General features: G+C 64.1%; 17 protein-coding genes. 5 read left to right on the forward strand and 12 right to left on the reverse strand.

Going from position 1 to position 24,199, the window contains the following annotated elements; all coding sequences use genetic code 11:
• Positions 1-2 precede the first annotated feature (2 nt).
• The 3 genes from ACT6VE_RS06955 to secD all read left to right on the forward strand — a co-directional run bounded on the left by ACT6VE_RS06955 (position 3) and on the right by secD (position 6,664).
• A complete protein-coding gene (locus tag ACT6VE_RS06955; RefSeq protein WP_444797867.1) occupies positions 3-3,473 on the forward strand; it encodes an AAA family ATPase in 3,471 nt (1,156 codons plus the stop codon).
• A gap of 140 nt (positions 3,474-3,613) precedes the next feature.
• A complete protein-coding gene (locus ACT6VE_RS06960; protein WP_444797868.1) occupies positions 3,614-4,033 on the forward strand; it encodes a hypothetical protein in 420 nt (139 codons plus the stop codon).
• A 105-nt stretch (positions 4,034-4,138) separates the two neighbouring features.
• Entirely contained in the window at positions 4,139-6,664 is a 2,526-nt protein-coding gene (gene secD, locus ACT6VE_RS06965) for a protein translocase subunit SecD (RefSeq protein WP_444797869.1), read from the forward strand.
• Between the two features lie 36 nt (positions 6,665-6,700).
• On the opposite strand, the gene ACT6VE_RS06970 is transcribed toward secD, so the two are convergent.
• From ACT6VE_RS06970 to hutI, 9 genes are all read right to left on the reverse strand, one after another.
• A complete protein-coding gene (locus ACT6VE_RS06970) occupies positions 6,701-7,825 on the reverse strand; it encodes an NAD(P)/FAD-dependent oxidoreductase (protein WP_444797870.1) in 1,125 nt (374 codons plus the stop codon).
• A gap of 75 nt (positions 7,826-7,900) precedes the next feature.
• Positions 7,901-8,917, reverse strand: a complete 1,017-nt coding sequence (locus ACT6VE_RS06975; RefSeq protein WP_444797871.1) for a LysR family transcriptional regulator — start codon at positions 8,915-8,917, stop codon at positions 7,901-7,903.
• A gap of 333 nt (positions 8,918-9,250) precedes the next feature.
• Positions 9,251-10,027, reverse strand: a complete 777-nt coding sequence (locus ACT6VE_RS06980) for a transporter substrate-binding domain-containing protein (protein ID WP_444797872.1) — start codon at positions 10,025-10,027, stop codon at positions 9,251-9,253.
• A gap of 122 nt (positions 10,028-10,149) precedes the next feature.
• Entirely contained in the window at positions 10,150-11,136 is a 987-nt protein-coding gene (locus tag ACT6VE_RS06985) for an aldo/keto reductase (protein WP_444797873.1), read from the reverse strand.
• An 82-nt stretch (positions 11,137-11,218) separates the two neighbouring features.
• Positions 11,219-11,797 (reverse strand): HutD/Ves family protein, encoded by a 579-nt coding sequence (locus tag ACT6VE_RS06990; RefSeq protein ID WP_444797874.1) that lies wholly within the window; start codon positions 11,795-11,797, stop codon positions 11,219-11,221.
• Positions 11,797-13,473, reverse strand: coding sequence for a urocanate hydratase (hutU, locus tag ACT6VE_RS06995; protein WP_444797875.1), 1,677 nt, complete (start codon positions 13,471-13,473; stop codon positions 11,797-11,799). The genes ACT6VE_RS06990 and hutU overlap by 1 nt, the downstream gene beginning before the upstream one ends.
• A 17-nt stretch (positions 13,474-13,490) precedes the next feature.
• Positions 13,491-14,291: an N-formylglutamate deformylase gene (hutG, locus tag ACT6VE_RS07000; protein ID WP_444797876.1), complete on the reverse strand. Its 801-nt coding sequence runs from the start codon at positions 14,289-14,291 to the stop codon at positions 13,491-13,493.
• 1 nt (position 14,292) lies between these two features.
• The gene (hutH, locus tag ACT6VE_RS07005; RefSeq protein ID WP_444797877.1) at positions 14,293-15,828 is read right to left on the reverse strand and encodes a histidine ammonia-lyase; all 1,536 of its coding nucleotides are present in this window, start codon (positions 15,826-15,828) and stop codon (positions 14,293-14,295) included.
• A gap of 90 nt (positions 15,829-15,918) precedes the next feature.
• Positions 15,919-17,142: an imidazolonepropionase gene (gene hutI / locus ACT6VE_RS07010; protein WP_444797878.1), complete on the reverse strand. Its 1,224-nt coding sequence runs from the start codon at positions 17,140-17,142 to the stop codon at positions 15,919-15,921.
• Positions 17,143-17,255: 113 nt separating this feature from the next.
• Between hutI and ACT6VE_RS07015 the strand changes: the two genes are divergently transcribed.
• Positions 17,256-18,599 carry a formimidoylglutamate deiminase gene (locus ACT6VE_RS07015; protein WP_444797879.1) on the forward strand — a complete coding sequence of 448 codons (1,344 nt, stop codon included), beginning with the start codon at positions 17,256-17,258 and terminating at the stop codon, positions 18,597-18,599.
• Positions 18,600-18,754: 155 nt separating this feature from the next.
• Complete coding sequence (hutC, locus tag ACT6VE_RS07020; RefSeq protein WP_444797880.1) at positions 18,755-19,432, forward strand: histidine utilization repressor; 678 nt, start codon at positions 18,755-18,757, stop codon at positions 19,430-19,432.
• A 3-nt stretch (positions 19,433-19,435) separates the two neighbouring features.
• On the opposite strand, the gene ACT6VE_RS07025 is transcribed toward hutC, so the two are convergent.
• The 3 genes from ACT6VE_RS07025 to ACT6VE_RS07035 form a co-directional block, all read right to left on the reverse strand.
• The gene (locus ACT6VE_RS07025; RefSeq protein ID WP_444797881.1) at positions 19,436-21,394 is read right to left on the reverse strand and encodes a CHASE2 domain-containing protein; all 1,959 of its coding nucleotides are present in this window, start codon (positions 21,392-21,394) and stop codon (positions 19,436-19,438) included.
• 265 nt (positions 21,395-21,659) lie between these two features.
• Complete coding sequence (locus tag ACT6VE_RS07030; protein WP_444797882.1) at positions 21,660-22,907, reverse strand: tetratricopeptide repeat protein; 1,248 nt, start codon at positions 22,905-22,907, stop codon at positions 21,660-21,662.
• Between the two features lie 240 nt (positions 22,908-23,147).
• The coding region (locus ACT6VE_RS07035) for a calcium-binding protein (RefSeq protein ID WP_444797883.1) at positions 23,148-24,199 on the reverse strand (1,052 nt) is incomplete at its 5' end.

The raw sequence follows: 24,199 nt of genomic DNA on the forward strand, positions 1-24,199 counted from the left end.
CCATGCGCCTCGATCGCCTCGACCTCGTCCGCTATGGAAAATTCACCGACCGCAGCCTCGATTTCGGCTCGGTGCGGCCGGGCAAGCCGGATTTCCACCTCGTGCATGGCCCCAACGAGGCCGGCAAGTCGACGCTGTTCTCCGCCTATCTCGACCTGCTCTTCGGCATCGAAAAATCGAGTGCCTACGGCTTCCTGCATCCGTATTCGCTGATGCGCGTCGGCGGCCGGCTTTGCATCGGCGGCGAGCATCACGACGCCTATCGCCTCAAACGCAACCAGGCTTCGCTCGTTTCCATCGATGACCGCCCGCTGCCTGACACGCTTTTCGCCTCGGTGCTCGGCGGCATGGACCGCAATGCCTACCGCACGATGTTCTCGCTGGACGACGAGAGCATCGAAAAGGGCGGCGAGGACATCCTGAAGAGCGAGGGTGAACTCGGCTCGATGCTGTTCTCCGCCAGCTCCGGCCTTTCCGACATGACCTCGGGGCTCGCCGCGCTGAAGCTGGAGGCCGACGACTTCTATCGCCCCTCCGGGCGCAAGCACGGTCTTTCCGCACTGAAGGCCGAAATTGAGGCGCTGGCAGCGGAGCGCAAGGCCTTGGACGTGGCCGCTCGCGACTACGGCATTCTGGTGCGCGAACGCGACGCCGCAGCCCACCGGCATGAGGAAGCGACCGCCGCCCGTTCCGGCATGCGCGCTGCCCTCGCGCAGGTGGAGCGCAGCCTCTCCGCGCTGCCCTACCTTCGGCGCTTGCGTGCCCTGCGGGCGGAACTTGGGGCCTTCGATCTGGGCGATTCCCCGCCGATGAACTGGCGCGGGCTCTCGGGCGAACTGGCGCGCGAGGAGGCCGAAATCGCGGCACGCGGCGCGCGGGTCGAGGCCGAGCGCGAGCGCCATGTCGGGGAGCGAGCGGCGCTTTCCGAAGACGATGGGGTCCTCGCGGCCGAGGCGGACATTGCGGCTCTTGCCGGCTCCGCTCTCGAAGCCCGCTTCCGGACCGCGGCGATGGACCTGTCCTCCCGTGAAGCAGAGCGCGACCGCGTCGTCGCGACGATCGGTGCGGGCATCGCCACGCTCGGCCTTTCGCCCGATGCCGATCCCGCGGAAACCTTGCTCCCGCCCGGCCTCGGCGAAAAACTCACAGCGCTCCTGTTGCGGCGCACGGCGCTTGTCGAACGCTCCGAAGCAGCCCTTCGGGAACGTGCCGAAGCGGAAAAGGCGCTGGCTACCACCGGAAGCAAGGCCGGCGCGGTTTCGGAGGAGGATGCGGGCAGCGAAGAGGAGCTTGTGTCCACCCTCGGCGCGGTCCTGCGTGCCGCCCGTTCCGGCGACCTCCTGGCACGCCTGCGCGAAGCCCGCCGCCTCGTCGCCCTTGCACGGCAGGAGGCGGACGGCGCGATGGCGCGCCTTGCGCCCTGGTCCGGCACCGCAGCGGCGCTGGAAGGCCTGTCAGTCCCGGCAGCGACGGAACTGGAAACTCTTCGCAAGCGGTACGACCTGGCCGCCGAGGCCATGCGTCGGCAGCAAGAACAGGTCACGGCGCTTGAGCTTGATGCCACGTCCAGCAGAACCATGCTCACGGCTCTTCAACAGGAGACCGGACTGGTTGGGCAGGATGCCGCTGGACAACTGCGCTCGGAGCGCGAGTCGAAATGGCAGCTGCACCTGACACAGCTTGATCGAGGGACTGCGGAGGTCTTCGAGGAAAGCATGCGTCGGGATGACCATGCCAGAGATGCTCTCCTTCGCAATGCCGATCGCCTTTCGGAGGTGCGTATCCTCGAACGCACCGTAGCGGAGGGCGCTGCGCGCATCCATGCGTTGGGTGGCGACGTCGCGCGGCTGGAGCAGGTGAGGGCGGAAATCGATACAGAGGTGTCTTCGCTGGCCGGCCGCTTCGGCCTGCCGACGGAAACACCGCTCGCGGAGACGACCGCCTGGTTCGAGCGGCGGTCAACGACGCTGGAGACGCTTGGCGACCTTGCGCGGCAGAAGATCGACACCGATCTGGTCGAGGCGGAGGCGCGCGCCTTGCTCACCCGGCTCCATACGCTCCTTGGCAGCAAGTCCGACGGGGATGCGGCGCTCGACGAAACATTGTTCGTTGCCGAGGATCGTTTGGAGGCCATGAAGGCGGCGCGCGCGCAGCGGCTTGCCGCTGCCGAGCATCTGGCCCGCGCAAAGGCGGACGTGGAAACGCGCCGAAAGGCCGCAGAGGAGGCTGCCTCGGCACTCGCAGCGTGGCAGGAGGCCTGGGACAGGGCGATTGCCGGCAGTTGGCTTGCAACCGAGAAGGCGCCCGCCGAGTTGGAGCGTCTGGCATCGCTTCTTCCGACCTTGCAGACGCTTGCCCAGAATGTCGAGCGGCGGCGTGACTTCGACCACCGCATCGCCGGAATGCGCCGCGACCAGCAGGAATATGGCAGCCAAGCGCGCCGCCTTGCCGAACGCCTTTCCGAACCGTTCAATGCCGAAGACCCGCTGTCCACCGTTGCGGCCCTCGCGCAGCGGCTCGCCGCCGCCAAGATAGTCCACGAGCGGCGTGAAGCGGTCGACAAAACACTGGCGCGACTTGACGAGGAGGAGAGGGCGCTGGACGAGCGCCGGGCCGTCCTGACCTCGCGGCTTGCGGAAATCTTCGCCTTCCTCGGTTGCGATAGTCTCGCGGAGGCCGATCTCCTGCTTGAAGCCTATCGCAAGCGGGACGATGTTCTCGGACGCATCGAGGACGCGGCGCGCGATCTGGTGCAGCAGATGCGCGCTGAAACTGTGGACGAGGCCGAGGCGCTGCTTTCGGCGGTCGACGATGATCAACTGGCGGCGGAGAGGGCGGACCTCTCGACGCGGCTGGAAGACCTCGACCGTGCTGTCGAGGAGCAGCATCTGGCCCGGGCGCGGGCACAGGAGGCCCTGTCGCGGGTTGCCGGCAGCGATGAGGCGGCGGTGCTGGAGGAGCGGCGGCGCACGGCGCTGATCGAGCTTGCGGAAAAGTCGCGGCGGTATCTGGCGACACGCGCCGGCATCCTGGCTGCGGAGCAGGCCTTGCGGCTCTACCGCGAGCGCCATCGCAGCGCCATGATGGAGCGGGCCTCGAAGACGTTCCGCGATATTACCGGCGGCGAATATGCCGGCCTTTCGACGGTGCTGGAAAAGGACGGCGAGTATCTCGTCGTCAATGCCGCGTCCGGCGGCTCGAAGCTCGCCAAGGATCTTTCCAAGGGCACGCGTTTCCAGCTCTATCTGGCGCTGCGCGTCGCCGGTTATCATGAGATTGCCGCCAGCCGCGAGATCGCGCCCTTCATCGCCGATGACATCATGGAGACCTTCGACGATCGCCGTGCACTGAATGCGCTGCGGGTGATGGGCGAGATGGCGAAGGGCGGGCAGGTGATCTACCTGACGCACCACCAGCATCTGCGCGATCTTGCGCTGGAAGCCTGCCCGGACGTCACGCTGCATGAATTGTGAGGGCTGGAACGTTTGGTTTCCCGGGCAAGCGTTATCGCCCGGAACTTGACTCGCCGGGCGGTAAGTGGTTCTTGGCGCACCATCTGCACCGCCGCGAATCCTGCTTCGCGTGGCGCTCCGCCTTTGTAAAACGGACAGGCATGACGATGAGGACCGGGAAAGAGGCGAGCATGTGGGAGCGGGGTTTTGCACCCGTCGGCTTCCTCGTGCTGCTCGTTACCCTGTTCCTCTCGCAATTCTCCCTGCCGGACACGACACGCGCAGCCGGTCACCCGGATCGTGCGGCCGCCGAAGGCGGCGTTGCACCGTCACCGCTGTCTGCTGCCGACGATCTTTGGTTTCCGGCAAGCGGCCATGCCGAGCGGCGAACCGCCAAGGCGAAGGCCGGCCTGCCGGAAGGCGATTCCGGTGGAAAAGCGCTCGTTGCCGGCGCCGGAGCGCTGCTTTACCCCTTTGAAACTGCCTTGGCTGAGGCCTTTTCTTCTGCCGACGATGTAGCGCCGGCGCGATCCGGCCCCGCATCCTTCCGCAGCCGCGCGCCTCCGGCTCTCGCTGTCTGAGGCCTTGTGGCGCTTCGGCGCCGCGCCATTCGATTGAAATTCCGATCCCACGGACGGCGCCGGCAAACCTGCCGCGCCTTTCCGGCAGTTAAGTGGAACAACCCCATGAAAACCTCCAAATGGGCATTGTTTGTCTCCGGCCTCATCATCCTCTTCGGGGTGTTTGCGGCGGTGCCCAACGTGCTGACGCCTGAGCAGCAGGCGAAATACGGGCGCTATCTGCCCGCCAACCCGGTCACCCTCGGCCTCGACCTGAAGGGTGGTTCGCACCTCGTGCTCCAGGTGGATTCTGCAGCGCTACGCAAGGCGCGCATGGATTCGCTGCTCAACGACACACGCGCCATCCTGCGCACGGCAGGTGAACGTGCCTCGGCGGCGCGCCTCGCCGGCACGACGCTGACGGTGACGCTGCCCGACCAGGCCGCATTCGACAAAGTTCTGCCGGAAGTGCGCAAGCTCGCGGCGCCGACCACCACACTCGGCTTCAGCGGCGGCTCTTCCGATATCGACGTCGCCACCAGCGGCCTCGTGATCAGCGTCACGCTGACGGAAGCCGGCGTCAACGAACGCATGTCGGCCGCCGTCGAGCAGAGCCTTGAAATCATCCGCCGCCGCGTCGACCAGGTCGGCGTGGCCGAGCCGCTTATCCAGCGCGTCGGCGGCGACCGCATCCTCGTGCAGCTGCCGGGCCTTCAGGATCCGACGCGCCTGCGCCAGCTGCTCGGTTCGACCGCGCAGATGAGCTTCCACATGGTCGACCAGACGGTGGATCCGAACAGCGTTCCCCCGCGCGGCGTGATGATCCTGCCGGGTGCCAACGATCCCGGCAAATACGCCGTCGAAGAGCGCGTCGCGATCTCGGGCGACCGTCTTGCCGATGCCAAGGCCGGCTTCGACCAGCGCACGAACGAGGCAATCGTTTCGTTCAGCTTCGATTCCACCGGCGCGCGGCAGTTCGCGGAAATCACCCAGGCCAATGTCGGAAAACCCTTCGCCATCGTTCTCGACGGCAAGGTGCTGACGGCACCGGTCATCCGTGAGCCGATCATCGGCGGCCAGGGCCAGATCTCCGGCAACTTCAACCCGCAGGAAGCGACCGTGCTTTCGGCGCTGCTGCGCTCCGGCGCGTTGCCGGCACCGCTCACCATCATCGAAGAGCGTACCGTCGGCCCGAACCTCGGTTCGGACTCGATCCGCATGGGCCTCTACACCGGCTTTGCCGGCCTCCTCGCCGTCGTCGTGCTGATGCAGGTGCTTTACGGCTCCTGGGGCCTCATCGCCAATCTCGGCCTCGTGCTGCACACGATCCTGACGATCGGCCTGCTCGGCCTGCTCGGCTCCACGCTCACCTTGCCCGGTATCGCCGGTATCATTCTCGGCATCGGCATGGCGGTGGACGCCAACATCCTCATCAATGCCCGTATCCGCGAAGAGACGGCGGGCGGGGCAGGTGCCCTGAAGGCGCTCGACGTCGGCTTCAACAAGGCCTACGCCACCATCGTCGACGGCAACATGACGACCATGGTCGGCATGATCCTGCTCTTCATGTTCGGCTCGGGTCCGGTGCGCGGCTTCGCGATCACCATGATCATCGGCCTTGCGATCTCGATGTTCACCTCGATCACCTTCGTGCGCTTCCTGATGCGCGCGGTCGTCAGCCGCCGCAAGATGAAGAAGATCGACATCCATTCGATGTTCGGCCAGGTCTGGAGCATCCCGACCTTCTCCTTCATGCGCGGTCGCTATATCGCAATCGCCATGTCGGCCTTCATTTCGATAAGCTCGATCATCCTGTTCTTCACACCAGGCCTCAACTACGGCATCGACTTCGTCGGCGGTATCCAGGTCGAGGCGACCTCCAAGACGCCCATCAACCTCGCACCGTTGCGCGAGAAGATGGAAGGCCTGAACCTCGGCGAAGTGGCGCTGCAGGAATTCGGCCAGGGCGCGTCCGTGCTCGTGCGCGTCCAGCGCCAGCCGGGCGGCGACGAGGTGCAGACCGCAGCCCTCCAGAAGATCCGCGACGGCGTTGCCGAAGTGATCCCGGACGCGAGCTTCGAGCGCACGGAAGTGGTCGGCCCGACGGTCAGCACGGAGCTTGCACGCTCCGGCTTCCTGGCTGTGGGCCTCGGCATGCTGGCGATCCTGATCTACATCTGGTGGCGTTTCGAATGGCACTTCGCCGTGGGCGCCATTGCGACGCTGATCCTAGACATCACCAAGATGATCGGCTTCTTCTCGCTGATGCAGATCGACTTCAACCTGACGGCCATCGCCGCCGTGCTGACGCTGATCGGCTATTCGGTCAACGACAAGGTGGTGGTGTACGACCGCATGCGCGAGAACATGCGCAAGTACAAGTCGATGCCGTTCTCCGATCTCATCGACCTGTCGATCAACCAGGTGGTCATGCGATGCATCTTCACCTCGGTCGCCGTGGCGGTCTCGCTGCTGCCGATGGCGATCTGGGGCGGCGATACGGTCAAGCCGTTCGCCTGGCCGATGCTGTTCGGCGTCATCGTCGCGACGACTTCGTCGATCTATATCGGCGGTCCAATCCTGCTCTTCCTCAACCGTTATTGGAAGGATCGCGCCGTCGCCACGCCGGGCGCGCCGGCAACGGAAGCGTGAAAACAGAACGGGCGCCCTTGAGGCGCCCGTTTCGTTTCAGGAGAAGCGTGCGGGGCTGAAGGTTTCGGCCCCGATGCCCTCGCGGGCGAGTGGCTCCGGCACGGGACTGCCGGCGAGGAGGGCAGCGGCAAAGCTGCCAAGTGCTGGCGACGTCAGGATGCCGTAGCCGCCCTGGCCGGCGAGCCAGAAGAAGCTCGGCTCGTCCTGCGCGGGGCCGATGACCGGCAGACGATCGGCGGAAAAGCTGCGCATGCCGGCCCAGCTCTTGAAGACACGGCGCACGTTCAGCGTCGTCGCCTCTTCGACATAATGGGCGGCATAGGCAATATCGAGTTCTTCCGGCTGCACGTCCGCCGGCTCGCAGGGCGTCGCATCGGCCGGCGAGGCGAGCAGGCGGCCGCCCTCCGGCTTGAAGTAGAAGATTTCCTCGATCTCGTTAATTTCCGGCAGGCGGCCGGCGTCCACGCCTTCAGGCAGGTCGACGGTGATCGCGGTGCGACGGTGCGGCACGATTCCCACGGGGGCGACGCCGGCAAGGGCTGCGACCGTGTCTGCCCAGCCGCCCGCCGCATTGACCAGAATACCGGCGGCGATCGTCTCCTCGTTCGTCTCGATCAGCCACTTTTCGCCGACGCGCCGGGCGCCGGCAAGCTGGCGGCTTTCCAGGATGTGTGCGCCGTGACGCCGCGCATGGCGGGCATAGGCCTGCAGCAGGGCGTCGACCTCGATGTCCCAATAGTCGGGATCGAAATAGGCCGCGGCGGTGTAGGCGGGGTTCAGAATCGGCGCACGGGCAAGCAGTGCGGCCTCGTCGAGCCATTCCACGGCAACGCCCTGCGCCTTGGCTTGATCGAAGCGCTCGCGCACCAGCGCCTCCTTGCCATGGGTGCCGAAGAGGATGCTGCCGCGAGGGATAAGAAGGGGTACGCTGGCAAAGCCCTCCGGCGGCGTTGCCAGGAAGGCATGGCTGGCGCGGGCAAGCGCATTCACCAGAGGCGCGTTGTCACGCAGCGTGAATTCCGCGGCAGAGCGGCCGGTGCTGTGATAGCCGAGTGCCGGTTCCTGCTCCAGCACGACGACGGAGCGGTGCGGGCTGAGAAAATAGGCAAGCGAAATCCCGGCAATGCCGCCGCCAATGATTGCGATGTCGAACGTCTGCATGGCCGCCTCCCTATGATGGTAAAGCCGTACGAAAGCTTTCAGCATTCTTCAAATTTATAGGGATGAAGGCCGATATCAGCCGGATTGATGTGGCTCGCCCCAGCGCCATGCCGGCACGTCGGCCATGTGCGCGAGGAAAGCGCGTTCCGCCGGATTGAGCGCCGAGCCGGGATTGGTGATGCGGAAGGTTTCGGCGATCGGCAGGTCCTCATAGGGCGGTAGCTGCCAGAGTTCGCCGGCCGTCAAGGCCGCCCCTGTGAGATGCACCGGCAGCATGCCGATGCCGGCATTGGCCACGACCAGCCGCAGCACTTCCTCCACGTTGAAGGCCAGCGCCCGCACCTGCTGGCCGAAGGACCCGACGGCGCGCACGGCCGTCACGGGTCCCATATGCGGCCCGCCGAGAACATCGGCGAGGAAGCTCACATAGGGCTCTCCACGCAGGTCCTGCGGCCGGGCATCCAGCACGCCGAACAGCCGGTGCCCGCGGCCGCAATAGAGCGCGTAGCGTTCGTAGCAGAAGGGCACCCTGTCCAGCCCCTCAGGAATGATGCCATCCGAAAGGCCGAGCGTCGCGACACCGCGCTCCACCGAGCGGATGACGTCCGTCGTCGTCTCGACCGTGACACCCACCGTGACGCGCGGATGCAGCCGGAAGAAATCCGCGATCGCCCGGTCCCAGGCGGGGTTGAGGGCATGGCTGACAGAATGGAGCGTGATGTGTCCAGCAATATCCCCGCCGGAGGGCTCCATCGCCTCGGGGAGACGCACGATCGCCGAGAAAATGTCGTGGCAGAGGGCGTGCAGCCGCTCACCGGCCTCCGTCAGCTCGAAACGGCCGGGGCTGCGATCGATCAGCCGATGGTCGACCGATTGCTCCAGCCGCTTCAGCGCCATGCTGACAGCCGGCTGTTGTAAGAGCAGCCGGTTCGCCGCCCGCGTGATCGAGCCTTCTTCCACCACGACCACGAAGGTGCGCAGGAGGTTCCAGTCGAGATTGTGGGCGAAGCGTTCCAGGCGGTTGATCGGCATGCGTGTAGCTAGGACGGCGGCGCGGTGAAAGGCAAGGGGCGCCGGAAAAGAGCGCGTCATTAATGTGATCCGCGGGTGGTATTTTTCCAGGAACCAAACTTGCAGCCCATGCATTGGGCTCCCCGAACGAAGGGGAAATACGTTATGTGGGAACGGTTTAGCACCAGCGGGCTCGCGGGGGCCCATGTCGATGAGCTGTTGGCAGCCGGCGTGGAAGCGCGCATGGAATTTCGGCCGAGACGCGAGTTCGACCCGTGTCCGTTTCTCGTCTGCCCGGGTGACGCAGACATGGTTTTCCGGTGGCCCGATCGCCTGGCGAAAGGTGGGGACGATACGCAGCCCGACCCGTGAGACCGGAAGAAGCGGAGGCGGCCAGAGCCGCCTCCCGAGACCTTACTTCATCGTGTAGATGTCGATGGAGAAGTACTTGTCGTTGATCTTCTTGTAGGTGCCGTCCTCGCGAATGGCCTTCAGCGCGGCGTTCAGCTTTTCGCGCAGGTCGTTGTCTTCCTGGCGCACGGCAATGCCGACGCCTTCGCCGACGAATTTCGTGTCGGTGATGGGCTCGCCGATCAGTTCGCAGCACGTTTTGCCGTCATCGTTCTTGGTGACCCAGTCGAGCAGCGGGATCATGTCGCCCACCTGCAGGTCGAGGCGGCCGTTGACCATGTCGAGGTTCACTTCGTCCTGTGTCGGATAAAGCTTGATCTCGGAATCCGGATAGACGGCGGCGGCATAGTCAGCCTGCGTCGTGCCGGACTGGGCGCCGATCGTCTTGCCCTTCATGCCTTCCTTGGTGAAGTCGGTGATGCCGGCGCCCTTCGGTGCGGCATGCGTCATGGCGGCAAGATAGTAGGGGTCGGTGAAGTTGACCTGCTTCTTGCGCTCCTCGGTGATGAACATCGAGGCAATGATCATGTCGTATTTCTTGGCGAGGAGGCCGGGAATGATGCCGTCCCAATCCTGCGCGACCACTTCGCATTCAGCCTTCATCTTCTCGCAGAGTGCCAGGCCGATCTCGACGTCGAAGCCACCGAGTTTGCCGGCGGAATCCTGGAAGTTGAAGGGCGGATAGGCGCCCTCCGTGCCGATCTTCAGCGTTTCGGCCGAAGCCGCCGTGGAAAGGAGGCAAGAGCCTGCGAGAGCCAGTGCGGCAAGCATTCTTTTCATGGTCGTTCCCCTGTTCTGATTATGACCGAGGAAACGGTAGCGCGGGCGAGTGCATAAACGAAATAGATAGCCATGATGTTGGCTATCATTTCGGTTTATGCACTCGCCTTTCTCGGATTGTCTTACCAGCGGTCGTGCACATGGGGCGCGACGAGGCGGTAATAGACCTCGCGGGTGGCTTCCATCACGGCCTCCGGAATGGCCGGAAGGCTGGCGGCGATCGCATTGGCTTTCGCCTGTTCGGCATTGCGCGCGCCGGGAATGACGACGCTGACGGCGTCCGCCATCAGGATCCAGCGCAGCGCGAAGGCCGCCATCGTGGCGCCTGTCGGCACGAGCGCGCGGATTTCTTCCACGGCCTGCAAGCCGGTCTCGAAGGGCACGCCGGCAAAGGTCTCGCCGACGTCGAAGGATTCGCCGTGGCGATTGAAGTTGCGATGGTCATCAGCCGCGAAGGCGGTGTCTTGGGTGATCTTGCCGGAAAGCAGGCCGCTTGCCAGCGGCACGCGGGCGATGACCGCGACATGCCGACGGGCAGCCTCCTTGAAGAACAGCTGCGCCGGGCGCTGGCGAAAAATGTTGTAGATGATCTGGACGCTGACGACGCCCGGGTACTCGATGGCCTTCAGCGCTTCCTCGACCTTCTCGACGCTGACACCGTAATTGGCGATCTTGCCGGCGGCCTTGATCTCTTCCAGCGCATGGAAGACCTCGGGACGGTAGTAAACCTCCACCGGCGGGCAATGCAGTTGCACGAGATCGAGGCGCTCGACGCCGAGGTTCTTCAGGCTGCGGTCGATGAAGCCTTCGAGGTTTTCCTTGTTGTAGCCATCGGCGACATGCGGCGAGAGCCGGCGGCCGGCCTTGGTTGCCACCATCGGGCGCTGGCCGCCACGATCCTTGAGAACATCGGCGATGATCTTTTCCGAACGGCCGTCGCCATAAACGTCTGCGGTGTCGATGAAGGTCATGCCGGCGTCGAGCGCGGCGTTGAGGGCGGCGCGGCCATCCGCCTCGGTGACGTCACCCCAGGCGCCGCCGATCTGCCAGGCGCCGAAGCCGATATCCGTGGTGGTGAAACCCGTGCGGCCGAATTTGCGATGTCTCATGAAAATGTCTCCCGGCAAATTGATGTGCCGGGAGGTAGCACTCCGCTCAAGCGCGGACAAGGAAATCGCTTCCGCCCATGGCTCAGGCGGGAGTGATTTCTACCAGATAGAAGGCGGCACTTTCACCGACAGACAAAACCTCAGCCTTCTCCGAGCCGTCGAGCACGAGCGCATCGAGCGGCTGGAGACCGATGAGCCCCTCGGCGGTGGAAACGCCGAGCGGTGCCAGCGCCAGCAGCAGGCGCTCGCCGGATGATGCCGGCAGGGCCTTGGAGTTGTGTGCGATGTGATGGACGAGCGTGTGTCGAAAGACACCCCGCCGCGTCATCACGTTGAGATCAGTGATCGGTCCGCCCGTCAACCGGGCGGTCGTCGGTGCATCGGCCGGAAAGCCGAGGGGCGCGCAGACCGGCGTCAGCAGCTTGTCGCCGAGCCCTTCGATGGACAACGCCATACCATCGCCCGAAAGCACCGCCAGCGTGCGGTCGATACCGGGGAAGACCGAGAACGGTCCATCGCTCGCCACCGTCGCCATGCTGACGCGCCAGCCGAACTCCGAAAGGCTTGCGTCTTCCGGAGTGACGATTACCTCGACCGTCTCGCCGCCGCCGTTCTTCCACGGCATGCGGCGATGGTCGCTGTTGCGAAGGAGGCGGGCCATCAGTTACCGAGGATGCCGGGCAGGCGCAGACCCTTTTCCTTCGCGCAATCGAGCGCGATGTCGTAGCCGGCATCGGCATGACGCATGACGCCCGTCGCCGGATCGTTCCACAGCACACGGCTGAGGCGCTCGGCCGCTTCATCCGTGCCGTCGGCGCAGATGACGACGCCCGAATGCTGCGAGAAGCCCATGCCGACGCCGCCGCCGTGGTGGAGCGAGACCCAGGTCGCGCCCGAAGCGGTGTTGAGCAGCGCGTTGAGCAACGGCCAGTCGGACACGGCGTCCGAGCCGTCCTTCATCGATTCCGTTTCGCGGTTCGGCGAGGCGACGGAACCCGAATCGAGGTGGTCACGACCGATGACGATGGGCGCGCTCAGTTCGCCGTTCCTGACCATCTCGTTGAAGGCGAGGCCGAGGCGATGACGATCCCCGAGGCCGACCCAGCAGATGCGCGCCGGCAGGCCCTGGAAGGCGATGCGCTCGGCGGCCATGTCGAGCCAGTTGTGCAGGTGCTTGTTGTCCGGCAGCAGTTCCTTGACCTTGGCGTCGGTCTTGCGGATGTCCTCCGGATCGCCGGAAAGGGCCGCCCAGCGGAACGGGCCGATGCCGCGGCAGAACAGCGGGCGGATATAGGCCGGCACGAAGCCCGGGAAGGCGAAGGCGTTTTCGAGGCCTTCTTCCTTGGCGACCTGACGGATGTTGTTGCCGTAGTCGAAGGTCGGGATGCCCCTATCCTGGAAGGCGATCATCGCTTCGACATGCTCGCGCATCGAGGCGCGGGCGGCCTTTTCGACGGCCTTCGGGTCGCTTTCGCGCTTTTCCTTCCACTCTCCCATCGTCCAGCCCTTCGGCAGATAGCCGTTGATCGGGTCGTGGGCAGACGTCTGGTCGGTGACCATGTCCGGGCGGATGCCGCGACGGACCATTTCCGGCAGGATTTCGGCGGCGTTGCCGAGCAGGCCGACGGACTTGGCCTCACCGGCCTTCGTCCAGCGGTCGATCATCGCGAGCGCCTCGTCAAGCGTCTCGGCCTTTTCGTCGATGTAGCGGGTGCGCAGGCGGAAATCGATCGAGTCGGGATTGCACTCGACGGCTAGGCACGACGCGCCGGCCATGACGGCGGCGAGCGGTTGGGCGCCGCCCATGCCGCCGAGGCCGCCGGTCAGAACCCACTTGCCCGTGAGGTCGCCGTTATAATGCTGGCGACCGGCCTCGACGAAGGTTTCGTAGGTGCCCTGAACGATGCCTTGGCTGCCGATATAGATCCACGAGCCGGCCGTCATCTGGCCGTACATGGCGAGGCCCTTCTTATCCAGCTCGTTGAAATGATCCCAGGTGGCCCAGTGCGGCACGAGGTTGGAATTGGCGATCAGCACGCGCGGCGCGTCCTTGTGCGTGCGGAAAATACCGACCGGCTTGCCGGACTGCACGATCAGCGTCTCGTTCTCTTCGAGATCGCGCAGCGAGGCGACGATCTTGTCGAAATCGGCCCAGGTGCGCGCGGCGCGGCCGATGCCGCCATAGACGACCAGTTCATGCGGGTTTTCCGCAACATCGGGGTCGAGATTGTTCATCAGCATGCGCAGCGGCGCTTCCGTCATCCAGCTCTTGGCGGTGAGCTCGGTGCCGCGGGCAGCGCGGACTTCGCGGATGTTGTGGCGGGGATTGGTGGTCATTGGCTGGTTCTCCCGGATCAGCGTGGAAGGGTGGAGGCAAGCGCCTCGAGACGGTTCAGGATGTCTTTCAGGGGTATGCGGAGCCGTGTGGCCTTCTCCTCGTCGAGGGCGAAGGGCGGGACTTCCGTGGCGAGATGGCTGACTTGCGCCAGTTCCATCTGAATGGCGTGCACGCCGGTTTCCGGCTTGCCGTAGTGGCGTGTCGTCCAGCCGCCCTTGAAGCGGCCGTTGAGGATGCTGGTATAGCCCTCGGCTGTGGCGCAGGCCTCGAAGGTCGCCGTTTCGATGGCCTTGTCGCAGGTGCGGCCCATGTCGGTGCCGACGTTGAAATCCGGCAGCCGGCCTTCGAACAGGAAGGGGATCAGCGAGCGGATCGAGTGGCAATCATAGAGGATCGCCACGCCGTGGATCGCCTTGACGCGCTCGATTTCGGCGGCAAGGGCCGCGTGATAGGGCGCGTGGAAATTGGCGAGCCGATAGGCGATGTCCGTCTCGGTCGGTGCCGCGCCATCCTTCCAGATCGGCTTGCCGTCGAAATCCGTGTCCGGAACGAGGCCCGTCGTGTTCTGGCCGGGATAGAGGCTGACGCCGGCCGGATCGCGGTTGGCATCGATGACGTAGCGGTGGAACGTGGCGCGCACCGTCGTTACATCGGGCAGAAGACCGTCATAGAGACGCTCGATGTGCCAGTCCGTATCGGCGAGGATGCGACCGTTGTCGTTGAGGCGCTCCCAGATATCGGCCGGGACATCCGTGCCGGTATGCGGGAAGGCGAGGATAACGGGCGAGGTGCCCTGGTGAAGTTCGAACAGCGCCATCTTACGCCTCCAGCACCGGCAGGATGCCCTTCGTTACGGAAGCGGCGAGCGCGCCCGAGGAGACGAAGGTGCTGGCGGCGGCAAGATCCGGCGCCATGTAGCGGTCTTCCTCCAGCGTCGCCACGACGGTGCGTAGCGCCGCCACGACCTTCTGCAGCTCCGGGCTGGTGGTGAGCGGGGCACGGAAATCGATACCCTGGGCGGCCGTCAGGGCCTCGATACCGATGATGGAGAACAGGTTTTCCGTCATGCGCAGCAGGCGGCGCGCACCATGGCAGGCCATGGAGACGTGGTCTTCCTGGTTGGCGGAGGTCGGCGTCGAATCGACCGAGGCCGGATGCGCCATCTGCTTGTTCTCGCTCATCAGCGCGGCCGAGGTGACTTCCGCGATCATCAGGCCGGAGTTGAGGCCGGGCTTCTTGGCAAGGAAGGCCGGCAGGCCGAAGGAGAGGGCGGGATCGACCAGCAGCGCGATACGCCGCTGGGAAATCGCACCGATCTCGCAGACCGCAATGGCGATCTGGTCGGCGGCGAAGGCGACGGGCTCGGCGTGGAAGTTGCCGCCGGAAACGACGCTGTTGTCCGACAGGACGAGCGGGTTGTCGGTCACGGCATTGGCTTCGATTTCCAGCGTGCGGGCGGCGGCACGCAGGACGTCGAGGCAGGCGCCGTCGACCTGCGGCTGGCAGCGGATGCAATAGGGATCCTGCACGCGCTCGTCGCCAGTGATGTGGCTTTCGCGGATGACGGAACCGGCAAGCAGGGCGCGCAGCGATGCGGCCGCAGCGATCTGGCCCTTGTGGCCGCGCAGCGTGTGGATATCCGGATGGAAGGGTGCGGAGGAGCCCATGGCCGCATCGGTGGACAGTGCGCCAGTGGCGAGTGCTGCCTGTGCCGCACGGTGGGCGCGGAAGAGACCGGCGAGCGCGAGGGCAGTCGAAACCTGCGTGCCGTTGATGAGGGCAAGGCCTTCCTTGGCGGCGAGCACGACGGGCGCAAGGCCGGCCTTGGCGAGGGCTTCACCGCCGCGCAGCCGTTCGCCGGCATAGAAGGCTTCGCCTTCGCCGAGCATCACGGCCGTCATGTGGGCAAGCGGCGCAAGGTCGCCGGAGGCGCCGACGGACCCCTGTTCGGGAATGACCGGGATGACGCCCTTCGCCTGCATGGCTTCGAGGAGGCGCACGATCTCGATGCGCACGCCGGAAGCGCCGCGGCCGAGCGAGATCAGCTTCAGAGCGATGATCAGGCGCACGATGTTTTCGGCAAGCGGTTTGCCGACGCCGCAGCAATGCGACAGGATCAGGTTACGCTGGAGCGTCGCCACGTCGGCGGAAGCGATCTTGATCGAGGCGAGTTTACCGAAGCCGGTATTGATGCCGTAGACCGGTTCGTCGCCGGCGGCGATTTCCGCGATGCGGGCGGCAGCCTTCTGGATGCCGGCATCGAAGGACGCGTCGAGCTTGGTCGCCTCTCCGGTCCAGTAGATGGTTTCAAGGGTCTTGAGAGGTACGGAGCCCGGGTGAAGGGTGATCGTCATGATTGATTTCCCGATGCAGCACGCGGCTGCGCAAAGATCGAATTCGAGCACATCCGGCAAAGCGCGTTGCGGCTTTGCAGCGGGACGTGTTCAGTGTCCGCTGCGGATACGGGCAAACATGGGGTTGAAGCCCATGCGATAGACCAGTTCCGCCGGCCGGCCGATGTCCCAGAGGACGAAATCGGCCCATTTTCCGGCTTCGAGCGTCCCCACTTCATCGACCAGGCCCAGCGCGCGCGCAGCTTCGCGCGTCGTGCCGGCAATGCATTCCTCGACGGTCATGCCGAAGAGGGTTGCAGCCATGTTCATGGTCAGAAGCAGAGAGGTGAGCGGCGAGGTGCCCGGATTGCTATCGGTAGCAACGGCCATTTTCACGCCGTGCTTGCGGAAGAGGTCGACCGGCGGCTTCTTCGTTTCGCGGATGAAATAGAAGGCGCCCGGCAGGATGACGGCGACGGTGCCGGCCTTGGCCATGGCGGCCGCGCCCGCATCGTCGGTATATTCGAGGTGGTCGGCCGACAGTGCGCCATAAGAGGCGGCAAGTGCTGCGCCATGCAGATTGGAAAGCTGGTCAGCATGAAGCTTCACCGGCAGGCCATGTGCCTTGGCGGCGTCAAAGACCCTTGTCATCTCTTCGGTAGAAAAGGCGATGCCCTCGCAGAACCCGTCGACGGCATCGGCAAGCCCCTCGGCTGCGATGGCCGGCAGCATCTCGTTCACGACTTTTTCGATGTAGGCGGTCTTGTTGCCGTTCATTTCCGACGGCAGCGCATGGGCGCCGAGGAAGGTGGTGCGCACGGTGACGTCACGCTCTTCGCCGACGCGGCGGGCGGCGCGCAGCGACTTCATCTCGTTTTCGGTGTCGAGGCCGTAGCCGGATTTCAGCTCCACGGTCGTCACGCCCTCGGCAATAAGCGCATCGAGACGGGGCAGGGTCTGGCGCACAAGGTCGTCCTCGCTTGCGGCGCGCAGCGCCTTGACGGACGAAACAATGCCGCCGCCGGCCCGCGCGATTTCCTCATAGGAGGCGCCGGCAAGGCGAAGCTCGAATTCGTGGGCGCGGTCGCCGGCATGCACGAGGTGGGTATGGCAGTCTATGAGGCCGGGGGTGATCCAGCGGCCTTCGCAGTCGATCGTTTCCGCAGCGGAGAATTCGGCCGGCAGATCGGCTTCTGGGCCAGCAAAGGCGATGCGGCCGTCGCGCACTGCAATGGCACCGTTTTCCACGATGCCGAGCCCCGGCAGGCTTTCCTTGAGTGTCGCCAGTCGCGCATTGCGCCAGACGCGGACCGTGTCCTTTTCCGTTGCCACCATGGTGATTGCCTCTTCCCTGCGATGAATATAATGTATATACATAATCGCAATCGACGCAAGAGCCATTTTGAAATTCGGCGTCGAACAGGCACACCGGGAGAGGGAGACACGCCGTGGGCGTCATTCATGCAAGGCAGGGGCTGCTGACGGGCGGCTGGGCGAACAATATCCGCATCCGCATCGAGAACGGCCGCATTGCCGACATCGAAACGGGCGTGGCCGCCGCACCCGGCGACGAGCGCCACGACACGATCGTCTCCGGCATGCCGAACCTGCACAGCCACGCCTTCCAGCGCGGCATGGCGGGCCTGGCCGAAACTCGCGGGCCGGGGAATGACAGCTTCTGGAGCTGGCGCAACGTGATGTATCGCTTCGCGCTTTCCATGACGCCGGACGATGTGGAAGCCGTTGCCGCCCAACTCTATGTCGAAATGCTGGAGGCCGGCTTTACCCGCGTCGGCGAATTCCACTACCTGCACCACGACAAGGACGGCGGGCACTACGGCGACGTCGCGGAAATGGCGGCGCGCATCGCGTCGGCTGCCTCCGAGACCGGCATCGCGCTCACCTTGCTGCCCGTCTTCTATGCTCATGCGGGCTTTGGCGGCACCGCGCCGGGCGAGGGGCAGCGCCGCTTCATCAACGATCGGGATTCCTACGCTGCCCTCTTGGAGCGCTGCCGTGCGCTCACCGACTCCCTGCCTGAAGGCATCACCGGCGTCGCCCCGCACAGCCTGCGCGCCGTTACGCCGGACGAGCTTTCCGCTGTCGTCGCCATGGCTGGCGACAAGCCGATCCACATCCACATCGCCGAACAGGTGAAGGAGGTCGAGGACAGCATCGCCTGGTCCGGCCGCCGCCCGGTGGAGTGGCTGCTCGACAATCAAAAGGTGGATGGCCGCTGGTGCTTCATCCATGCAACGCACATGACGGGCGCCGAGACGCGCGGCATGGCCGAAGCCGGTGCCATTGCCGGCTTGTGCCCGATCACCGAAGCCAATCTCGGGGACGGCACGTTCCCGGCGGAGTTCTTCTCTGCCGGTGGCCAATTCGGTGTCGGTTCGGATTCCAACGTGCTGATCGGCCTGCCGGACGAGTTGCGCCAGCTCGAATATTCTGAGCGGCTCGCCCATCGCGCCCGCAATGTGCTGGCCGCACCCGGTGGTTCCACTGGCCGGGCGCTGTTCGATGGCGCGGTTGCCGGCGGTGCGGCAGCACTCGGCGTCGAAGCCGGACTTGCTGCGGGACGCGTCGCGGACTTCGTCAGCGTCAAGGCCCGTCACGGCCTCGACCTTGCCGGCGACATGCTGCTCGACGGCTGGATCTTTGCCAACGGTGCCGAGGTCGATTGCGTCTGGGTCAATGGCCGCAAGCAGGTCGAGGGCGGGCGTCACGTGGCGCGTGAGGCGATCGGCCAGCGCTTCACCCGGACGATGCAGGCCCTTGCCGAAGCCTGAGGACGTATTGAAAGGCTTTTCGGCCTTACCTATGACATTTTAAAGCCCGGGCGAATCTGCGCCCGGCAGCAGCGGAGGCGACCATTTCCACCGAAGAGGACAAGACGCGCCCCGATGCAAAGGAGCCCTCGCTGCACCGGCGCATCCTCGAAGAGGTGGAGGGCAAGATTCTGTCGGGCGAATGGCCGCCCGGCTACCGCATTCCCTTCGAGCACGAATTGACCGAGCAGTATCAGTGCTCGCGCATGACGGTGAACAAGGCGATCACCGACCTCGTCAAGCGCGGCCTCATCGAGCGCCGTCGCAAGTCCGGCAGCTACGTCACCCATCCCCATGCCCAATCCGCGGTGCTGGAAATCCATGACATCCGCCTGGAAGTCGAATCACTCGGCCTGCCGTATCGCTACGAGCGCCGCGCGCGCGTCGATCGCCCCGCCAAGGCGGCCGACCGGCGTCTCATGGAGCTCGGCGAATCGGCGCGGCTGGCGGAGATTTTGGCCCTGCATTTTGCCGGCTCCCAGCCGTTCTGCCTGGAGGATCGCCTGATCAACCTCGCCGCGGTGCCCGAGGTCACGGACGAATCGTTCGACGCGATCGCCCCCGGCGCCTGGCTGATGAGCCGCGTTCCCTGGAGTGCTGCCGAACACCGTATCCGTGCGGTCGGTGCCGATAGCCGCACCGCCGGTTTCCTGGCGATCGCACCGGGCACACCCTGTCTCGTCGTCGAACGCCGAACCTGGAGCGGCGGCGTCTACATCACCCACGTCCGGCTGACCTATCCCGGCGAAAAACACGAACTCGTCGCTGAATTCGCACCGACTCATCCGAAGTGAATTTCAGGCTCCGCCGGTGAACTGGCCGGACCGTACGGTCTGATAGTAGGGGGCGAGTGCCGGGGCGGCCTCCGCAAGCGTGTCGAAGCGCGTGTCGTCTGCCGTGAGATCACCGGCATATTTGTCTTCGACGAGCCGGGCATGCAGTGCCTTGATCTCTTCCGGCAGGCTGCGCGCGACGGTGTAGACGGGCGCAGCCGTCGTTCGGCCCTTCACCGTAATTCGATCCAGTTCCAGCACCGCAAAATCCGCCTCGGCAAACCGCGCCGTCTGCTCGCCGATCAAGAGCGGCACGCCATACATCTTCGAAGCCCCCTCGAGGCGTGAGGCGAGGTTCACCGCGTCGCCCAGCACGGAATAATCGAATCGCTGCAGGGAGCCCATATTGCCGACCACGCAATCTCCCGTGTTGATGCCGATGCCGATTCGCAGCGAATGGTAGGTGGTGCCGTTGGCGGCCGCCTCGGCGCGCAGCTCGGCATTGAGCGCCGCCATGGCATCCAGCATATCCAGCGCGGCGGCGACGGAATGATGGGCGTGTTCCGGATCGTCGAGCGGTGCGTTCCAGAAGGCCATCAGGCAGTCGCCGATATATTTGTCGATCGTGCCGCCATGTTTGAGCACGATGTCGGAGAGCGGCGTCAGCAGCCGGTTGATCAGGGCGGTCAATTGCTCCGGATCGTCTTTCAACGCCTCGGCAATGGTGGTGAAGCCGCGCACGTCGCAGAAAAGAATCGAGAGCGTTCGCCGTTCGCCACCGAGCTTCAACTGCGATGGGTCGCGCGCCAGACGCTCGACGAGGGCAGGGGACAGATATTGCGAGAAGGCGCGCACGATCTCGCGCCGCCGCCGCCGTTCTTCTGCATAGTCGAGTGCCGTCTGGCCGGCCGCGACCAGCAGCAGGGCGATCGTCGGGCCGATCGGCGAAACAAAGACATTCGCCGTGCGAATGAGCGCGTAGCTGACGAGACCGATCGCCACCACCGCAAATAAGCCAAGCGCAATGGTCTCCCAGCGGGTCGCGTTGCGCACGATGACGGCAGAAAGCAGGGCCGCAAGCGCAACGGCACCGATGGCGACGGGCGTGCCGGCGCGCGTAATGGCGACATCCGACGTCAGATTGTCGAAAATCGTCGCCTGGATCTCCGCGCCGGGCACCAGCTGGCCGGTATGAAGGGTGTAGGACGTCGCAAAGGCATCCGCCCCGCCGGAATTGAGCGCCGGCGCGTTCTGCAGGCTAAGGCCGACGACCACCACCCGTCCCTTGAAGATGTCCTTCGGCAGCATATTTTCCGGATCGAGCGCCTGATAATAGGAAACCGTCGGATAGCTGCGCGACGGGCCGAAGGATTGCAGCAGTTTACCAGCCGGCGGCACCGTCTCTTTCCCGACGATGCGGGCGAGCGCCATGGCAAAACCGTCGTCATAGCCAGGCAGATCGCGAAAAACCCCGTCACCGCCTAGCGCAATGGAGGCAATGCCCGTTACCGCACCGGTTTCGGTGAAGGCCGGCAGCGGCGTGGTGCGCAGAAGCTGGTCGGCCTGCGGCGTGACGATCAGGCTCTCGTCGCCCGCAAGCACGACATCCGGCCCGAGCACCCTGGCGAGCGCGCCGTCGGAGACCGGGTTGGAGGGTTCTGCGAAAATGATGTCGAGGCCAATAGCCTTGGCACCGGCCTTGCGCAGGCTTTCGACGAGCCGGGCGTGCAATTCGCGCGGCCAGGGCCATTGCGCATTAATATCGGCCAGCGACGGCTCATCGATCGCCACGACAACAGGGCCGTCGGCAGGCGGGCGGGGGTCGTCGATGGTGGAGAGATAGTCGAAGGCACGCAGATCGGCGAGCGACCAGGCCGGGAACTGGGCAAATGTTGTCACCAGTCCGATCACCGCAAGCGTCAGAAGGGCAAGGCGGCGGCTGCGGCGCGACCAGCAGCCGGGAAGGTTAAACAGGGTCGTCATGCGCCGCGCTCCGCGGACGGCTGCATTTGGAGAGATGATAGTGGGCCAGAGCGCGGCGGGTAGAGGCTTTTCATCGCACCAGCACTCGGCATCCCCCTGAAAAAGTCAAGGCTATCGTTTTCGCTGGCGTTGCTCTCCGAAAGCGCTTCGTTGTCAGGGGCGATTGCGAGAGGCCAGGTGATATGACTGCATCGAATTCTCGGCAGACAATCGTCGAGCCGGCGCCGGGCGATAGCGAATCCTTGCGCCATCCGAGAAATATTTTCTAAGCGTTCAATTCTTTCCTAAGGCGAGCAATGTGCGTCAGTGTCGGCTTGAAACTGGGGTGAGTATCCTGGTGGCGCTCGAAATGATGCAGCGCTTCGCGGTGGCGCTTCTTTTGCAGAAGCGCCAAGCCCATCTCATAGTGAACGCGCGATGGACAATCCGTTAGCTCCAACGCCAGGCTGTAGTTCTGCATAGCGTCGTCAATGGCGCCGATTCGATATTGCACGGAGGCCAGCTTTGCAAAGCGCTTTCCGTCCCGCGATGGAAAGAATTCCTGACTCTTCCTGAACGAAGTTTCGGCGGCCCGGTCTTTGCCCAGCTTCTCCAGCACCAATCCGAGCCCATAGTGCGCGTCATAGTTCTCGTGGGAACAGACAACGGCGCGCTCGAAATTCGATCGCGCGGCTTCATAATCTCGGAGCCGGGAAAAGCTATCGCCTAGCGCCACGTACAACGCTGAAAGCCCGACTTCGTCAGCAATTGGCTCAAGCGTTTTTATCACGGCCTTGTAATTTTTATGAACGTAGAAGAGATGCCCGGCCTCCGTTACAGGCGCCGTTGCTGCGGCGGGCATCTTGACCGTTTTCGTAGAGAATGGCTTACCCATAGCTGCGTATTTGAAGAACGCGGGAAGCTCGCCGCGACGTTTCATGGTTGCCAGAACGTTGTGCATGGCGCCAGGAACGGCATGAATGTTGAGGTTCTCCCGAGGCTTCAGGCGTAGAAGATTATAGAGGTCGGTAAAACTCTCCGCCCCGTACCAGATATCGATCTGGGTGTCTTTCGGCGCATTGGCCACCAAGGACGCAATAGCATCGTATTTTACCGGAACTTTCGGTGCATGTGGCAAGCGCGGGTCCAACATGAGCTGAGGTGCGCAGGCAACGATGCGGCCGACACCTAACTTCAGCCCGAACAATAGCGCCGCATACCCCCCCATAGACGATCCGCATGCTGTTATCATGTGCCGCGGAAACGATCCGATGCGTTTGGCCAATTGCTCGACCAGATCGTCGGCATCACGAGACAGCCCCCTAATCGAAAGATTGTACCAACCCCGATTTGGATCGAGGAGTACAATAGTGTTCGTTTTGTGCGCCAAGAGCGGGGCAATACCGCGCATACTTGCCATGTTGGAAGCACCTGCTCCCCCGAAGTAGAGAAGAAGGCGTTCCGCGCCGTCCTTGATTGAAGTGGCAAGAATACCGTCAACGTCATTCACGATGATATGATTTTTCAATAGCAATTACTAATCTCTAAATTGTTTTTACCGCGCCATTTCACGCGAGAAATACAACGAAGAGTTGGTTATGTCCAGAGCCAGGACACAGCATGGTGATCATGGAGGCGGTTGACACGTACGGCAGGCGAAATGGAGCTGGAAGTTGTCTGAAAGCCGACGGCGACTGCCAATTTTCGGTCTCAAGGCGCCGGTGGCCAGCGCCTTGAGTGTTCGGTCCGATCGCAGGGGGCGGCTGCATCCCTACTAGAAGATGAAGAAGTCCGCGTTGGTGATACCAAGGCCTGCAGACAGAGTGGCGAACTGCACCGATCCACCCCCCGCATTGCCGTTGGCGTCGTAAAACAGTTTTCCGGTATCAGTTTCGTAGATGATGCGGTCGTTCGAATCGCTGGCCGTGCCGCTGACGTTGGCGACGAACTGCGAGGCACTGAGCACGCCGACACCGACGATCGCGTTGAAAATGGCATTATCCAGCCGGATCGTGTCATTGACGAAGCTGAAGTCAGTGATCGTGTCGACGTTGGTGGCTCCGAGCGCCGTGTCGAACACGAAAGTATCGTTCCCGTTGCCCCCGGTCATCGTGTCGTTGCCGGCCCGGGCGTTCAGCGTATCGTTGCCATTGCCACCGATCAAGACGTTGACGCCGCTGTTGCCAGTCAGCGTATCGTTGAAGGCGGAACCGGTCAGGTTTGCGATCGACGAATAGGTGTCGCCCGCTGCATCGCCGGTATTACCAGCTGTGTTTGTCAGGTTTGCGACCACTCCGGTCGTTGCCGTCTGGTACGAAACCGTGTCCGTTCCATTGCCACCGGACAGCGTATCAGCACCCACGCCGCCGATTAGAGTGTCGTTGCCGTCATTGCCGAAAAGGCTGTCGTTCCCGCCGAGGCCGAAGAGCGTATCGTTGCCGTTTCCGCCGATAATGCTGTTGACGCCATTGTTGCCGGTCAGCTTGTCGTTGAAGTTGGAGCCGGTGAGGTTTTCGATCGATATGTACGTATCACCCGCTGCGTCACCGGTATTGCTGGCCGGTGTTGTCAGGCTCGCGACTACGCCGGCCGTGGCTGTCGCATAGGAGGCACGGTCGCTGCCCGCAGCGCCGTCAAGTTTATCCGCGCCCGTGCCACCGATCAGGACATCGTTGCCACTCTGCCCGAACAGATTGTCATTGCCGCCGAGCCCAAAAATGGTGTCGTTGCCAAGACCGCCGATGATGCTGTTGACGCCGTTGGTGCCGGAAAGCGTGTCGTTGAATTTGGAGCCGGTGAGGTTTTCGATCGATATGTACGTGTCAC

This window comes from Shinella sp., assembly GCF_052438155.1.
In the GTDB taxonomy this organism is placed as follows: Bacteria; Pseudomonadota; Alphaproteobacteria; order Rhizobiales; family Rhizobiaceae; genus Shinella.

Bases quoted from the DNA above. Each gene is read 5' to 3' on its own strand.
- ACT6VE_RS06955 (WP_444797867.1), top strand. From the start codon at position 3: ATGCGCCTCGATCGCCTCGACCTCGTCCGCTATGGAAAATTCACCGAC.
- ACT6VE_RS06960 (WP_444797868.1), top strand. From the start codon at position 3,614: ATGACGATGAGGACCGGGAAAGAGGCGAGCATGTGGGAGCGGGGTTTT.
- secD (WP_444797869.1), top strand. From the start codon at position 4,139: ATGAAAACCTCCAAATGGGCATTGTTTGTCTCCGGCCTCATCATCCTC.
- ACT6VE_RS06970 (WP_444797870.1), bottom strand. From the start codon at position 7,825: ATGCAGACGTTCGACATCGCAATCATTGGCGGCGGCATTGCCGGGATT.
- ACT6VE_RS06975 (WP_444797871.1), bottom strand. From the start codon at position 8,917: ATGACGCGCTCTTTTCCGGCGCCCCTTGCCTTTCACCGCGCCGCCGTC.
- ACT6VE_RS06980 (WP_444797872.1), bottom strand. From the start codon at position 10,027: ATGAAAAGAATGCTTGCCGCACTGGCTCTCGCAGGCTCTTGCCTCCTT.
- ACT6VE_RS06985 (WP_444797873.1), bottom strand. From the start codon at position 11,136: ATGAGACATCGCAAATTCGGCCGCACGGGTTTCACCACCACGGATATC.
- ACT6VE_RS06990 (WP_444797874.1), bottom strand. From the start codon at position 11,797: ATGGCCCGCCTCCTTCGCAACAGCGACCATCGCCGCATGCCGTGGAAG.
- hutU (WP_444797875.1), bottom strand. From the start codon at position 13,473: ATGACCACCAATCCCCGCCACAACATCCGCGAAGTCCGCGCTGCCCGC.
- hutG (WP_444797876.1), bottom strand. From the start codon at position 14,291: ATGGCGCTGTTCGAACTTCACCAGGGCACCTCGCCCGTTATCCTCGCC.
- hutH (WP_444797877.1), bottom strand. From the start codon at position 15,828: ATGACGATCACCCTTCACCCGGGCTCCGTACCTCTCAAGACCCTTGAA.
- hutI (WP_444797878.1), bottom strand. From the start codon at position 17,142: ATGGTGGCAACGGAAAAGGACACGGTCCGCGTCTGGCGCAATGCGCGA.
- ACT6VE_RS07025 (WP_444797881.1), bottom strand. From the start codon at position 21,394: ATGACGACCCTGTTTAACCTTCCCGGCTGCTGGTCGCGCCGCAGCCGC.